The sequence below is a fragment of the Filimonas zeae genome, from assembly GCF_014641615.1.
Taxonomy (GTDB): domain Bacteria; phylum Bacteroidota; class Bacteroidia; order Chitinophagales; family Chitinophagaceae; genus Filimonas; species Filimonas zeae.
Genome location: NZ_BMIB01000002.1, coordinates 772,111 through 788,623, shown reverse-complemented (window position 1 = coordinate 788,623; position 16,513 = coordinate 772,111). Strand labels below are relative to the sequence as shown.

General features: G+C 43.8%; 5 protein-coding genes. 2 read left to right on the top strand and 3 right to left on the bottom strand.

Going from position 1 to position 16,513, the window contains the following annotated elements; all coding sequences use genetic code 11:
* Nucleotides 1–63: 63 nt before the first annotated feature.
* Nucleotides 64–3,876: a DUF5977 domain-containing protein gene (locus IEY13_RS09955; protein ID WP_188951829.1), complete on the bottom strand. Its 3,813-nt coding sequence runs from the start codon at nucleotides 3,874–3,876 to the stop codon at nucleotides 64–66.
* 154 nt (nucleotides 3,877–4,030) lie between these two features.
* On the opposite strand from IEY13_RS09955, the gene IEY13_RS09950 reads away from it, so the two are divergent.
* Both IEY13_RS09950 and IEY13_RS09945 read left to right on the top strand, forming a co-directional pair.
* A complete protein-coding gene (locus tag IEY13_RS09950) occupies nucleotides 4,031–10,483 on the top strand; it encodes an RHS repeat-associated core domain-containing protein (RefSeq protein WP_188951828.1) in 6,453 nt (2,150 codons plus the stop codon).
* A gap of 139 nt (nucleotides 10,484–10,622) precedes the next feature.
* Nucleotides 10,623–11,081 (top strand): hypothetical protein, encoded by a 459-nt coding sequence (locus IEY13_RS09945; RefSeq protein WP_188951827.1) that lies wholly within the window; start codon nucleotides 10,623–10,625, stop codon nucleotides 11,079–11,081.
* A 418-nt stretch (nucleotides 11,082–11,499) separates the two neighbouring features.
* Here the strand turns inward: IEY13_RS09945 and IEY13_RS09940 are convergent, their stop codons facing one another.
* Both IEY13_RS09940 and IEY13_RS09935 read right to left on the bottom strand, forming a co-directional pair.
* Nucleotides 11,500–13,467 (bottom strand): hypothetical protein, encoded by a 1,968-nt coding sequence (locus IEY13_RS09940; RefSeq protein ID WP_188951826.1) that lies wholly within the window; start codon nucleotides 13,465–13,467, stop codon nucleotides 11,500–11,502.
* Between the two features lie 6 nt (nucleotides 13,468–13,473).
* Nucleotides 13,474–16,473, bottom strand: coding sequence for a hypothetical protein (locus IEY13_RS09935; RefSeq protein WP_188951825.1), 3,000 nt, complete (start codon nucleotides 16,471–16,473; stop codon nucleotides 13,474–13,476).
* Nucleotides 16,474–16,513: the final 40 nt, after the last annotated feature.

Sequence of the window (16,513 nt, the reverse complement as noted above, 5' to 3'; positions counted from 1 at the left end):
CTGCTTAATTTGCTGAATAGTCCCGTCAGATGGTTTTTTTTAATGGGACTATTCAGCAAATTTTTATTCGGATGAACAGGTTTTTACTTCATGAAGCAGGCCATCCTTTAACCTGAAAATGATGATGGAGGCTACATTGGGGTTTGATCCGGAAACAGTAGCAACGTTTACATAATATCCATCAGGGGCACTGTCAAAGCCAGTCAGACTTTCATACATCCTGTGATGAATATTATCAGGGTAAAAATGTACCGAAATATACTTAAAATAGGGATTGGAGTAGCCTAATTGAAAGGGCCCTAAAGGTGCGGAGCCGAAGGAGGAAGGAGTGGCTAGTTTTTCACACATCTCACTTAATGATGTACAATAGTAGTACAATGAATAAGAATAAGAACTGCCGTCTAAAGGATTATAAATGCTTTCGATCCAGGGCGGCATTAAAGATGAATAACAGACACCATTGTCATTAGCATATTTTTGTGCATGGAGGCTGATGCTATTAGATGCTTTTCTATCTGCATCTTGCTGAGAAATGTCGGAGGTGTATGTGCCTGCCGGAACACTGTATTTTATGGGGATGGTTTTTCCCGGACTGCAGTTCACGCTGGTAAAAAAGTCATGTTTTTCCAGGTTGTAGAAAGTTGGCCAGCTGGCTTGCAGGCAAACCCCATGTTGATTAGCATATGCTTGTCCCTGATTATCTATGTCGTTTTGCGTCATTTCGTCAGCAGCGGCCTGAGAAAAAGTGGAACTAAAGGTATTGGCGGCAACTGTATAGGGTACAGCTGTACCGTTTTGTCCGGCCGGGCAATTGTCTTTGTAAAAAATGCTTGTCTTTGCAGTGTTGTAATAAATCGAACTGGTGGGGCCGTTAGTAAGTGACACCCCTACCTCGTATTCCATTTTTTTTATAATATACTGATCATTGTCTTTTACATGAAATAACCTGTTTTCTGAATCATATTCATAGTATATAGCCTTTCCACGCGTATCTGTTTCACTGGTCATACCAATTAATGGCATGTATTTATAGGTGTTTATTATTTTGTCGCCCAGGTGCGTGTATAGTTTGTTTAATTCATCCTGCATCTGCTGGTCAGAATAAGCGCCTGCCGCATTGTTTAATACAGCTGTATTAACAATACCGGTAGCTGTAGTGTAGCTGGTTCCTGTAATTCTTGCTACCGGATACTGCCCCTGATATCCCCATAGGTAGGTTTCTTTTAATCCGTTTCTTGAGTCAATTTCCAATAGGTTTGAGTTTGGGTCGTACGCAAGAACATGTTGGATCGGCTCTAAAGGGTTATTCAGGGTCGATCCTTCAATCCATTCCGGTAGTACCCTGTTATTTCCCCAGTCTTTATAGGTGGTTACGTTAGTGGCAAGCAATGCCTGGTTGTTATAGGTTTTGGTAATTAAGGGTTGAGATATCCGATGCTGGTCAATCAGTTTTTGCTGGGCAACCGTTGGTGAGCTGATGTCCTGGGCATATTGGTATTCGGTAGTTATTACCTCGTTTTTACTGTTTATAGCTTCTGTTTTTCTTAATTGTACGTAACTGTCTTCTGTGTAATGATATTTTTCAACTTTTGTCAGTGCCCCTGAAGAGGATAGGATTGTGGTGGTTTGTTCCGTTTTTCTGAAGTCGCAGGATATGTCCTGATACAGGTTGACGGTATAGGATGCTTTCAGGTCAGGTCTATCCAGATCAGTTAAGGCTACAACATAATTGTTGAACGTTTTTTCGTTGAATTTCTGGTATAAAGAAGAGGTTTCTTCTTTTAACTGAAATTCATTATTCTCAAATATGAACTTTTTCTCCCCAATCAAAAGTCCACTTCGCCATCCGTTTGTGTTGGAAGAGGGTGTAGTAAATAAAACCGTTCCCTGAATGGTAAAGGGAATAGGGTCCGCATCTGTGGCAAATGCGCGCTCTGTGGCTCCTGTTATCTCTCCGTTTGCATCTTTTTCCAGCTCTGTTACGTAGTTATACAGGTGATTTGATTTTCTGTTACTGTAAATGGTATTAATGCTTGCGGATGATAAGGTGTAGGTTTTTACCCCCAATCCTTTATCAAAAAAACGGGGTTCTGTGGTTTCTACAATGGATGAGTTGGCAGAGGGAAACTTTGCTGCGGCATTATAATAGATTTCTCTTGAGCGTGCCAGTTTGTGTCCATCGTAATCTCTGATGTATTTCACCCGTGCACCGCCGTATAATTTTTTGTTTACACCGTAATTGGGTTCGTAATGAATGGTGGTATAGCCTTTTGTAGGATAGGTTATTTTGGTAAGCATGCCCAGATTCACATAGTTGGCTACAGGAAGGCGGTTGCCGAAGAAGCCTTCCCGGGTAGCCAGAAAATCAATCAGCGACTGTGGAATGCCCTCGGGTGACCCGGTTGTATTATCCGGGTTTACCAGCAGGCCCTTATTGTTTATTTGTCCATTATAATAGCCATAGTAATCCTGTGCAAAGGACAGGCGTTCAGGTAACAGTTCGGGATTTTTGTATTCAAATGAATAAACCTGTGGTTGGTTTATGCCATTTAACCCTTTGCCTTTCATCGTTACATTTTGAAGATACTGTCTGCCATTGACATGAGCGTGGCTGAATTCAATGGTCTGAACAACACTATTATTGCTGTTTACAACTTCTATTTTATCAAAGCTGAGGGGCATAACAGAAAAAACCGGACTAACCTCATAGGGGTTATCATATACTATACCACGCGTTACAGGATCGGGTCGTACACCATTGAACATGAGTTGAAAGTCGAAAGGAATATACAGTCCGGACGGAAGTTGGCTGCTGGTGAAATTAACGCGGGTTATTTCAGATGCGTCTGGCTGCTTCACAATAATATTACTCACCGTTTTAGATCTGGCGAAGTTTCTCCAGTAAGTAATACCACTGTTCTCCCATTCGTAGTCATTGTTATGCATTTCTGCCTGTTGCGTAATGGAGGAGGTGTATTTGTAATAGTTGTCGATGTAATTAATGGTTATTTCACCTCCGGAGTGGGTTACCAGTTTCTTTAAATAAAAAGTGGTGGTGTTATCAAATACCTGCTGTAACCCGCTGCCTGTATGGTGCATTTGCAATGCGCCTGATATTCCATTTACCGGGGCAACCGTAAAGCCTATCTGAAATATTCTTTCTGCGTAGTGCTGTCCGCCAAATTCGTATCGGGTTCCGTCGGGTGTGGTAACGGTAAAAACGAGTATATTATTAAAATCTATCAGTTGCAGGTTGGGGTCGTTTAACACCGGAGGTGGTTCATTCACTAGTGCTACTTCTATATGAACTTTGCTGTCACTGACTGCCTGAGGTTGATTGTTTTCATCAAGATAAAACGTTCCTGAATAACCATTGAAATTAAACATGAACCAGTCTTTCTGCGTATCTACTCCGTATTTCTTTGGACTGGCAGCATAAGGGATGTTTATATTGTTTCCGGTGGTACCCAGTATCTTTTCCCGGTTCCAGAAAGTACCTTGTTCATCTGGTAAGCCGCGGATAACACGTGATATTGCCCCTCCTGCCTGTAAGCTCCAGTTCATTCCTATGCCATTGTAATTGTCATCCATCTTTATTCCATTTGAATAGTAGTTGAGCGACAATGGCATTTGCAGTTGCCCCAGTTTAATAGTATACAAAGGGAGCGTGTAACTCATGGCCCCCGATGCATAGCTTATTGGTAAGTTGCCATGTCTGGCAAACTGGTAAGAAGTGGGGGATGGGGAAATGATATTGGATAAATGGCTTTCCTGGCTGTTGGCTGAAAGTTGAAGAAACAGTATCATCAGGAAAGTACAGATTTTAATAACGGAAGCATACCACGGTTGTGGTGTACGCAATGAGAAAGGGCGCATAGGCATTTAGTTTTGGATTTAGGTGTTATAAATATAAGCATTTAATATAAAAGCCTTAATTGCTGATTGCATTAAAATACCTGGATTCGGGTATTTTTTTGCTTCAAATCATAATTAATTTGCATAATCACTATTCATATGTAATTCACTGCTAATGAAAATTTGCCGCCTGCTTTTTTGCGCCTTTATCCTGCAGTTTTATGCGTTTTACCCTGCAGCTGCACAAAAAAATGATACACTGGTAGGTGTTATAGATGACGCTTTTGATGTAAATCCGCTCGGCACCTATAATCATATTATTCCGCTCAACATTCCGCCTGGTGTAAATGGATTGGTTCCTTCGCTCAATCTCGTGTATGATTCCCGGCAGGGGATGTCTGAGCTGGGATATGGCTGGTCATTAAGCGGGCTCTCTACCATTACCCGTTCCGGCAATAATTTCGCGCAGCACGGAAGGGTGAATGGTATTCGCTTTAATGCTAAGGATGCCTTCCTGCTCGATGGTCAATTCTTATCCTGCGTGGAGAAAGTGAATGGCAGTGCCAATTCAGTGTACCGGACCGAGAATGAGAGCTTTGCCATCATCCGGGCCATAGGCGCAATCCCGTACAGTCAGGCATCACCCGAATATTTTGTGGTGAAGTATCCCGGTGGATTAACCTATTACTATGGTCTGTCAACCCAGTCAAGACAGGCTGTATCTCCCCATCCGGGAAAAACAGAAGTGCTTGAATGGCATATTTCAAAAATAGAGGATAACTATAACAACTATATTGAGTTTGAATACAGCCTGCAATCCGGCAACACCATACGGGTAGAATCTATCAGTTATACCGGAAACACCAAAGCAGGTCTCCGGCCTGCCAGCAAAATTTTATTCAATTACGAAGATGGCGCTGCTAAAGTCAAAGCCAATGTCTCCTTTCTGGCCGGCAGCAGCTTTGAAAAGCCTGACAGGCTCAGTTCCATTCAGATGCAGACCAATGGCAGAAATACCAGATGCTACTTCTTTGAATTCGATCCTGGCACGCATCAGCATCTGGTGCAGATAAAAGAGTGTAGCGATGTCATGGGCAAAAGTTGTATTCCTGCTACTACTATTCAGTGGAACAGGGATAGTGCTTTGCAATATGCCGGTGCTGAAACAATCAATTATCCTGAAGCGCTGGGGGCTAATACTTTTCTGAAGGATCTGAATGCCGACGGCGAAAAAGAGTTTATCAAAGTAAGTAATGAAAAGGTAGGTGGTAAGGATTCTGTTTCGCTACATATTTACGCACGCAAAGGGAGTGTATTTGCCTTGCAGAAAAGTGTACGGATTGCCGGCGGGCCATTTTTTAACGTGAATGATATTCTGTTTCCTGATCTCAACGGAGATCATCTTGCCGATATTGTAAGCGCTACGCTTGTTTTCGTTAACAAAAGCACACTGTCTGATTTCCATTTCATGATGGATACCTGCTTTCCATGTAATGGTGCTCTTTTCAATCCCTATCGGGAAAGAAAGGTGGTAGATATGAACGGAGATGGTAGGGATGAAATTATGATCAACGCATCCCTTAGCGTCAATTACCGGTTTGAGTTTTATGGTCTGAACGATCAGCATAAATTTACGCAACTGGGAAGTCTGGCTTATTCACTCCCTAATGTAGTAAGGCAGTTAGAGGGTGATTTCATCGCATCGGGAAAAACAGGCCTGTTGCCGCTTATGAAGGTGAGTAATATGCTGGCCGGACCACTGTTTTACGCAGATAATACATGGCCGGGAAATTTTAATATAGAAGCAGACACCATGACTTATGTTTTGCCTGCTGTATTTACAGAGGCCCATGTGGCTAATATGAAGTTTATTGATATCAATGGCGACGGCTTATCCGATCTGACTATTCAAATGCCTTACCAACCTTTACAGATCTGGTTATTTAATGGCAGAAATTTTACTACAGCAACAGCTATTCAACCTCTGCCGGCGTTACCGCCTGCTACCAGAACCTCCTTTGGATATTTTACATCCACTACCTTCCTGCAGTATCTGGTTGCCAGGGCTGATAATGATGTACAGGTGTACGATATCATTGTAACCGGTGCGGGTTCGGTAGATTTTGTAAAGTCCGCTACTCCATTCAAAGATGTGGCTGGTCTTAAGCTTTTTACAGATTGGGATAAGGTGAGCTTTGAAGATGTTAACTGGGATGGTATGCCCGACCTGATAAAAAGAGGGGCATCTGAAACCCGGTATGTCGCACTTACTGCGCATAACAATACGGTGAAGTTGGTAAAAGATGGCTTTGGTAACGTTGTAACTATTCAATATACAGGGCTGGGTGATAGCGCCGCTTACTCATGCGACTTCACTCCATTGCGTAGTAACTATTTTCATTACCGGGGTTCATTTCCTATAGTGCGTTCTATATCCTATTCCAATGGTGTTTTAACAGATGGTGAGGGCTTAAATACCGTGCAGTACCGCTATAAAAACCTGATAGCAGAAAAAACAGGCAGGGGGCTGGCGGGATTTCAGACGGTAACAAAAAGGCAAAAGGAAACCGCTATTGAATTGGTTCATGAATATGCGTATGAATTTCCGCTAACAGGCAAGCTGCTGAATGAAACCAGGAAACAAAATAATATTCCTTACTTTCAGCAGGAAAATACATGGAGCTTCCAGTTATACCGCAAGGGTAGCGAATACGATGAGCAGGCAGATAGTTCTGTAACAGCAAAGTTGCTGCCTGTTGAAGCAACGCTGCTTAAAAATAAGTTTCTCCAATCTAAAGCATCGGATAGCAGAACGGCATTGCAGCTGCTAACTGCTTTTCCCGATAATATCGACTACAACGTTATTAAAAATGACTCATCGGCCATAACTACTGCCGGTGCACAACGCTCTGCCGGTGTGGTACTTAAGTCTATAAGGCAGTTCAGCCTGTCGCAACTCACTTATTGTCCTTTGTTGTCGTCGTCCCGCATCAGTAAGTATGAGCTGGATGGGCAGCTTATTTCACGGGTAACCGTTCAAAACCAATTCAACCGATATGGTAATACCACCCGTTGTGATATTGACTTTGGAGAAGGAACTGTATCCACTACCGAAAAAACATTTGTTCACTTTAACGCCAATACCACACCTGACGGAACTTATATCATAGGGCTGCCGGTTACGGAGGTTACTTATGTCAGAAATCAGAAAATCAACCAGCAAACAGCCAAAAGAACAATAGATTGTGAGTACAGTAAAACCACCGGCGCCCTGGTAAAAAAGATCCGCCAGAAAGCAGATCCCCAGCTGCGGCAATTGGTGGAATGGAAGTATGATGAAACCGGCAATGTTGTTCTGAAAAAATCGTACAGAGATGCGGGTAAACCTGTTGTGGAAACCTTTACCTATAGTGAAGATCGCCGTTTTGCCACCGGTTTTACCAATGCAATAGGTTTTGTTACTACACGGGAATATGATGATTACACCGGTCGTAAATTATCAGAAACCGACGCCAATGGCTTTAGCATGCGTTTTCAGTTCGATAAGGCTGGAAATCTGGTTAAGGAGATATTTCCTGATGGAAATTTTGCCTCTTACAGGTACCGGTTAAACGATGGCGATTTACACGATAAAGATAAAATAGCGTATTGGGTAGCAACACAATCAGGTAAAGAGCAGGCAACTATCCGTTGTTTCGATCTCAAAGGCCGCTGTGCTGTTTCTACCTTTCCGCTGGTAGATGCAGAAGAAGATGAAACCGGTTCCCGGGCAAAGGTGGCAGTAAAAGGGCAGTCGTATGACCGGCAGGGTAATCTAAAAAATGTTATCAAACCCTGTTATGCTTACCAGCAGATAGAGGGCGATAAGGTGGATATAGAAGAAGATACCAAACAGAAAAAGTTAAGTACAGTATATGAGTATGATATGCTGGGTAGGGTAACAAAAGTGATGAATCCCGATCAGAGTTATTCCACCATCGTTTACCAGGCTAACAGTAAAACCGAAACCAGTTTCAATGGTTCTAAAAAAACAATTATATACGATGCCAAAGGGCAGGTTATTGAAATCAGAGATGCAGCAGGTCATAGTCTGAAATATCAGTATGATCTCTGGGGCAATCTTTCAAAAATTGTTCAGCCCACTGGTACCATCGATATAAGTTATGATCTTATAGGCCGTAAAACGCGGGTAAAAGACCCTAATGCCGGCATTATTGAATATACTTATGATGAATTTGACCGGTTGCTTACAGAAACGACCAACGGCAAAAGAACCATCAGGCTGGAATACGATGCGCTGAGCAGAATTTTACGCAAAATTACCCCGGAAGGTGTTATTGAATGGAGTTACGATCAGTCTGTAAAAGGAAAGGTAGATCGTATCAGAGATAGCAATGGCAATATTACAACATACGGGTACGATCATCTTGGCAGGCCTGTTCAGCAGATTCAGATCATCAACGGCGTTACCTATACCTATACTTTTGGTTATGACTCTTTATCAAGGGTGATATCCAAAACATATCCTTCAGGTTTAACGGTATTATCGTTGTATAAAAACAATGCCCGGGTAGGTATAAAGGTACAGTTACCCGGTTCCACGGTAAAAGAGATATGGCAGGCAGATGCCATATCTGCCACAGGTCAGTTATTACACAGCAGGGCAGGCAATGGTGTGGTTACCACTTATTCTTATGATGAAAGAAACGATCTGTTAAACGGAATCAAAGCGGTGAGTACCGGCAGAAATACGCCCGTTACTGTTCAGCATCTCGCTTACCGGTTTGATGGCGATTATCGTATAACCAGCAAAGCAGATTCTGTATTCAATATAGCGGAAGCCTACGGTTATGATGTTGTTGGCAGATTAACACAGCATTCCATGCATCGGAACAATACCGGAAGTACATGGCAGTTTGAATACAATCTTTCCGGCAACCTGCAGCAAAAAGGCGGTACAGGAGTGTATCAGTACGATCCGGCTGCCAATCAAAGAGTACGGTATATATACAACAATGGCAACAAAACACATGAATTTTCGTACGATGACTACGGTAATCTCATTGCTGATAAGGCAAAGCAGCTTTCGCTTGATTACACTTATTTCAATAAACCGCGGCATATAGAAACGCCCGTTACACAGTACGATATAGGGTATGGCTGGGATCAGTCGGCCACCAATACCGTGCTGAAAAAAGACCAGCATATATCCCGGGAATCTGTTCACCCTTCTGCTGATTTTGAAATCATCCGCTCCAACGGCAATACCAGCCGCATTCATTATCTGTCAGGTGGGGGAGGTCTGGTAGCTGTTGTAACCATAACAGATTCGGGTAGCGGCAGTTTTACCAATATTGCTTACGTACATAAGGACCATCTGGGATCGGTGTATGCCTTAACCGATAGCGTGGGCAATCCATCAATTGCCTATTATTATTCCCCTTTCGGAGAAAGGCAGGTACTGCCCTCTTACAAATACAACGACACTACTTCATCCATCGCAAAGGGATATACAGGTCATGAACATCTGGAAGCATTCGGATTGTTAAATGCCAATGGGCGTTATTACTTTCCCGAAACAGGGCGTTTTCTTTCTCCCGATCCTTTTGTGGAAGATCCTGCCACTTTACAAAGCTTTAACCGCTACAGCTACGTGCTCAACAATCCTGTTAATAATGCCGATCCTTCCGGCTTCTGGTCTATCAGAAAACCATTCAATTTTAAAAAGGAAACCAGGGCCCTGAATCGTGGAATTAAAAATATAGGCCGCGAGCTGGGGCAGGCTACCGATAAAGTATCCCGTTTTCACCAGGATATTTACAACGAAGGAGATCGCTTCCTGGACAAATATGGTAAGCAGGTTGTGATTATTGCGGCAGCAGCTACCATCACCTACTTTACCTGCGGGGCAGGCACAGCTGCTTTCTGGGGTGCCGTTGGTAAGGGGGCATTGGTGGGCGCAGGTATCAGTGGTGGTATGACGGCGGCACAGGGCGGAAATTTTAAAGAAGTAATGAACGCGTCTTTAAACGGCGCCATGAATGGTGCGGCCGGTGCAGCTATGTTTTATTCAATAGGTTCTGGTTTTGAAAAACTGGGTAAAGAGGGCCTGAATCCCGAGCTGGGGTTTGCCGGTAAAACGGTGGCGCATGGAGTTGGAGGTGGTATTAGTTCTGAAATTTCAGGTGGCAACTTTCAGCAGGGCTTTATAGAAACCTCTATTGTACACGGCCTCAGCCCTGTTAACGAAAGTCTGTTTGGGTTACATCCCGATCATAAATTTGCCCGCATAGCCTTTTCCGGGTCCGTAGGTGGTATTGCTGCTTATGCATCTGGTGGTAATGTTTTGTCAGGCGTTACCACCGGCAGTTTTTCCCGCTGGTTTAATTGTGAGGCACATTTGCCGCCAACAGACAATCCCTTATATCAATTTCTTGATCCTGCTTACGAAGCCTGGAAATGCGACCAGAAAGTAATCAATCCCGGATTCAGAAATTCTAACCTGGAATTTGAACGGGGCGGAGGGGCTATGGAGTGGGGAGACGCTCTATTCCCGATTTATGAACAATGGCGAATGAAAGATGCCAGAAAGCAGGAGTCGGTGCCTCAGCAAATGAAGGTGCATTGACAACGCCCGGAGGAAGCCTGTAAGTCTTCCCGATGATAAGTAGCATACTCAGGAAAGCGTAGACTATACTGCAACCGTTACTCATCCAAAAGAAAGTAAAGTGAAGGTTACTAAACCGTTGTTTTTACTTGTAAGTATCATGCTCTGTTCAGTTGCCAATGCGCAGAAAGGGCTTCTTCGTGAAGAAACAGGGGCGTCCTTTACACAAAGGGAGCCACTTGTTTATTCACCGCGTTCTCTGTTTAGTGAGGCTACCATTGCTGCCGTAACGTTTGCCAACGGGCAAAAGGGGGTGGAACTGGCACTTGTCAAAGGCAGAGGCAAAAAATGGCCTCCCGTGGTAGATCTTGCAAAGATGGTTATGAAATCAAATCAAACGGAGGTTGTTACCACCACTTCTATAAAAGATTCCGGCAGTTTTAAGGCTGATAAAAGTATATACAGGTGTGCATTGTATAAGCTTACAGAGCAGCAGATTCAGTTGATCAAAAATGCGGAGTACTTAGAAATCATGTTTACTGTTAACAACAAGCCATATGCTATCCGCATTAAACGGCACTCACTGGAAGCTGTGAAAAAGTTATTTGCACCTCTTTAAATAAGAAGCCCTGCGCAAACAATGCCTCAACAGAAGCGTTTTTAAACATTCTGACTGCGTGGTTATTCTGGTAGATTCCTGCGGGCGGCACCAGGAACAGGTGCACCACCAGTAAGGTAAATGGCTTCAGGGCTAATGCCACCAGGCTGGCTCATTTACAAAAGCAACCTTTACAGCAGGTACTATCTACCTGCTTTACTAAAGATCATCGCATAAAATCCCAATATAAATCCTGGCTGGTAGAGTTGGTGTGGTATTGTTACCCGCATCAGGTAATGGTGCTAACGCTGCCTGGCCAAACGCCTTAATATCTATTGGAAATTCCGCTTCCGGTCACCTTTATATCTTCGAATACATTTGATTAATAAAATATATGTGATGTTTTGTTACGCGCTCCTGATTGCGCGTATTCTGAAAATCAGCCATTTATATTACTTTTTAAGGCAAGCACTTTATCTGTTGTAACGTCAATGGCAAAGGCGAAGAGGAAAATATTGATGAGCTCATCGGTGGTGCCTATAAAACCCGGGGCATAATATTTATAGGCAATCATGCATATAATCAACGCCAGTAATATCGTCTGCAATAAGGCATATATCCACCAGTTTTTTGCAGCAGCCTGTTGTAATGTTTGTATGGTTTCAAGCGAGAGTATTGTTGTTTCGTAGTATCCTTCGGCGTCTGGCTGGTTTGCAACGGCAGGGGTGGGGGCTGCGCCGGCTTGTTGCGGGCCGCCAAACCTTGCCTGTGGTTGCTGCCAGGTGTTCTGTAACCGGGCGGCGGCAGCGGGTACCTGAGAAAAATTGTGATTTTGTTGTGTTTCAGAAAAAGCAGCTGACCAGGCAATGTAGGCAGCCTGAAACGCATTCATTTGTGGACTGTTGTCAGCTATAAATCCGGCTTTAAAGGCTTTTTCTGTTTCGTGGCATATGGTGGCTAAAGCAGCCTGCACATTGGCTTCCAGCGTGTTTGCCCATAATAAAGATTGGCTTGTTGTTGCTGTTTCCGGGGCCGGTGGTTGCGCCAGTAACCGGTTAATTTCAGCGAGTACGTTGCTGATTAAATCCGGTATTACGTTCAGGCCGGATGGGTATAACTGGCCGGCAGTTCCCAGAGCAGTAACAAGAGGTGTTATTTGTTGGGTATAGGATGTTACAAATGTTGTTGCAATTTGTATAATGCTATTAAGTCTGGCACTAGCAGTTACTGCGTCGTTTTTTGATAATGCAGTTACGGCCATATCGTATTTTGCATACGCTTCCTGCAGGCTGGTGGTAATATATGGTTCCCGGTCCTTTTTTTCAAAAAAGGAACTCATTCCCTGCAATTGAGTGTTAGCAATATTCATGCGGGTTTCCCAGTCTGTTTTTAATGCCGCATAGTCTGTTGTTGCTTTGTTTAATGCCTCTTCAATGGCCTTATTCCTTGCTTTCCATCTGCCCGGGCTGGCTGTAGTTAAAAGCAGCAGTTCTTCCATAATTGTTTTTACTCCTTTTTTCAGCTTGCTGTCTTCTATATTACTGGTTGCCCTCCTTATTTTTTCCATCACCTCATACAATTTCGTTTTGGCGTTTTCATGGTCTTTTTTATCCTGCAAAAAATGCCGTATACAAAAACCTGCCAGTAAGCCCGCCAGTATTAGTATTACAATCCAGCATTTACTACGTGTTTTTGTAATTTCAACAGGTACAAAAAGGGGGGCTACCAGTTCCGGGGCACTCACTTTTATTTTGCCGCGAGTTACTCCCCGCGGTAGATTAGCAATTGCTTCCTTATTGAGGCTGTATTTAAGAGAAGCATTGGTGTTGGCTTCAGAAACGTAGGGCGTTGCGGGAAACGTTAGTAGCTGCTGCTGGCCAGGCAATGTAAGCCAGAGGGCCATTTGTAAAGCGGCTACCCTGCTTCTACCGCTGGTTTCTGTAATATCAAAATTACCTTCTTTTATATCACTGTCTGAAATGTGTATGTATACAGTACTTACGGTATCCAGGGTAGCAAAGGGTCTTATCAGGCTAAAGGGAACATGTATGGTGGTGCCGCCGGGTCTATCTGTAAATGCAACAAGTCCTTTATACGTACCTGGTTGCCGCAACTGATCTGTTTGTATAGTAAATAGCAGATAGGGGTTTTCTCCTTTAATAAGCATTAGTCTGCAACTTGTCATATAAATGCTGTCAAAACAGTTATTTAACTGCATAAAAACCGGATAGTTATATTTAAGCGCTACCGTCTTCTGCAGTTTTTTTTCCAGCTGTAGTGGAATGGTTAGTGTTTGCTGCTGTGCCGTTGCTTGTATAGAAAATGTGTCGGGTACTGCAAAACGTATCTGGGCTTGCAGTATAAGTATACAACAGAGGCTTATTAAAAGCAGGGTGATTTTTTTCATAAGAAATTATTGTTTGGTGAATGTTAAGTCGGTACTGCCATAGCAGGTGAATACAAAGGGCGGCGGATTACCGCATTGTACCAGGTTACTGTTAAATAATTGAATGGCATCGCCTAAAGGCACGCCGTTCAGCAAACTTCCGGTTACTTCTTCCACAAACCGGGCTGCAAGGCCGGATGTAATATCGCATTCAGTACCCACTATGGCACATGCGCCGGATGTCCAAAAGCCTCTTACTATAGAAGCAGGGCCTGTTACGTTCAATTGTGCTGATGAGCAGTTTATAAGCAATACCAGTGGCAAGGGGGCATCTTTCCATCTTTTCTTCGTGTAATAGTAGTTAAACAGTATTTCTTCATAAATCCATTTATCCTTTGGAATGGGGGTGCTGTTGTTCCACTCAGATGGGGGAAAGGTAAGAATACGGGGTTCTTCCGGTTCATTGGCTTTTAGCTGGGTTTCCATATGCCCTACAACAATCAGCATCACTGGTCGCCTCTGGTTGTCCCATAACCAATCCATCAGGTTCATGGTTGGGTTTACCAGTACTACCTGGTCTTCTCTTAGTTGCGCATGCTTTTTCAGGGTAGTGTGCAGGCGGTCTGTATCGGGGTCTTTGGAATTACAAACGAGAAGTATGGAGGAATTATCGGACAGTTCTATTTTCCGGTGATTGTCAGAAGGGGTGTCTCCTGTAATAATCTGTTCTATCTTATGTCGTAATCCCCAGAAGCCTTCCACACAAAATACTTCTGTATCCGGATTATGGGGGCACCCAAATCCTTTTTTGTTTCTGAAGGCAGCATGCTCATCCGGTGCAAATGGCCGGCCCATACATACCGGAAATGCTGCTTCCCGTGCAGCGTCTTTGTACGGAAGTATGTAGTCGTATAAAAGAGGCCAGGGAAAGGCATTGTTCATGTTATGTCTTCCTATCTGTATGTTTAGTGCGTGCTGCTCTCTAACCAGGGCAAGCGCGTCTCTCAACTGCTGCGTACCTCCATGTAACTGTCTTAATAACCGCTCTCCGCTACGCGCCATTTTTTTTATGGCCTGCAAAAAAGCATCATCCGGCGGGGTGCCGGGTGTTTTACGAAATGAGAAACGTGCATACCCCTCCGGTGTAAAATACAGGTTAGTGAGTAACTGGTTATGGGCTTTCTGCGCTTCTTCAATCATCTGCGGGGTAAGGGCATGTACCTCACAGGTAACATCGTCTTTTTTTACAAACAGGGTATGCGTGCCGCCTGCATCTTTGTTCATGCCTATATACAGGTCTCTGGCAGGCATTTCATCCAGATTGGTAAATTTTTCGGAGGTGGCCAGATCTGGTTTAACACTCAGGTTTTTCGAAGAGGATGCATCTTGCTTTTCCCGTATTATACCTGCTTCCAATATAAAAGCCTGTAAAAGGCTGTTTTTGAAAAATACACAAATGCGTAACTGCGCTTCCGGAAGGGCAGGTGCCACCAGTAAAAAATCTGCCTTTTCAGATGCGCCCAGTAAGGGCAGCTTTACCTGTTGAAGGGCGGCTGTTTGCAGCCTAAATTCTTTTGCAAATACTACTATGTCCAGCAAATGTCCTTCTTTGTTTTCAGGGTCAGGTAACAGTGGGTCTATCGCCTGCACCAGCCCCTCCACCAGGTTCTCCTGTAGCGATTGACCAATAAGCACTGTTAAACGATAAGTTCTGCCGGTATAAAGTGGTTTGCCGGCATCCACCGGCGTAAATGTTAGTGTGTCTGTAAACTCATCTAACATTACATTTACCCGCCGTTCCTGTTTTTTCCGCAGCAGCTCAAAAACGTCCCGGTTGTTCACCAACTCCTGCCAGGCAGTTTGTATATGTTTTATATGGCCCATTTGCTCTGTAAGGCGTTGTTCGCAAAGGGAGAGGTTGGTAAAGCCCATAAACCCGCGCTTAGGAAAAAGTGCTTCCATGCCGGAAAATGAATCTGTTTCCGATTCCCGCTGTAACTGAAGAAAATTACGGATTTCAAAACCGGCGGTTGAATCTTCATTTACCCGTGTAATAAAATCCATGTTGTTGCCGGGATGAGTGGTGGCAGCCAGGTGCTGTATTTTATTCAGGTAGGTGTCAGCGGCTGTGCTTATGCGTAGGTAGTGGCCAGATTCCGGAGAGCTGTATACAGTTATTTCAGGGTAGGGAACTGACGATTGAAAATCATATTGCAGCAGAATTTCGGGTAGCGAAAAATCTTCCAGCAGCCGGGTAAACAATATTTTCAGCCAGTCAGCAGTGGCGGTAGGTGAAATGTTTTCCAGAAAAATGAGGTTAGTTGCGGGCAGTTGCTCTTTTAGCTTAGGGGTGGGCAGAAAATCATCCGGATAGCTGTATAAAACAACTATCAGCCGGGGCAACCGTCCGGGTTCCTGCAGATAATGCAGGTAGCTGCTAAACGAGCCAGCGGCCAGTATCAGTATATCCAGGTCCGCTTCCCAGGTGTAGTAAGTACGTATTCCGGAAGATTGAACACTTTCGTTGTGTAATCCGGGAAGGCTTTTCAATACGTTTTGTACCAGTTCTTCATATTCCTGAACAATGTTTATGTTTAATGGTAAAGAAAAGGGGGCATCAACAGCGCCCTTTACGTACTCCATTACTATAATTTCGTTGTTATACTGTTTAAATATTCCGGGGAAAAAACTGCCTGCTATATGCCGTGCTAAAAATAAGGGAAGTCCTGCGCCAGCAATAGAAGCCGGAAGCTCCAGATATACAGAAGTGGGAAATATGCTTTGCTGCCCCCCTGTATTTCTGAACCGGGGTTCCATCTGGCACATTTCAGCAAAAAGAATATCTGTTTTTACGGGTATGTAAATGTTGTCATGAAGCCATTCAGCAGCAACCCTGCGGCTTTCGTCCCTGGTCTCACTTTGTTCATTGGTGGTACGGCCCAGGCCATCTTCATACAATAATAATAAACGATCGCCTGCTTCCTGTATAGAAAGCTTCACCCATTTGTTTTTTTCCGGACTTTTCATACGTTGGTGTTTATCATAGGTACTTTGGGCGAAATGATTA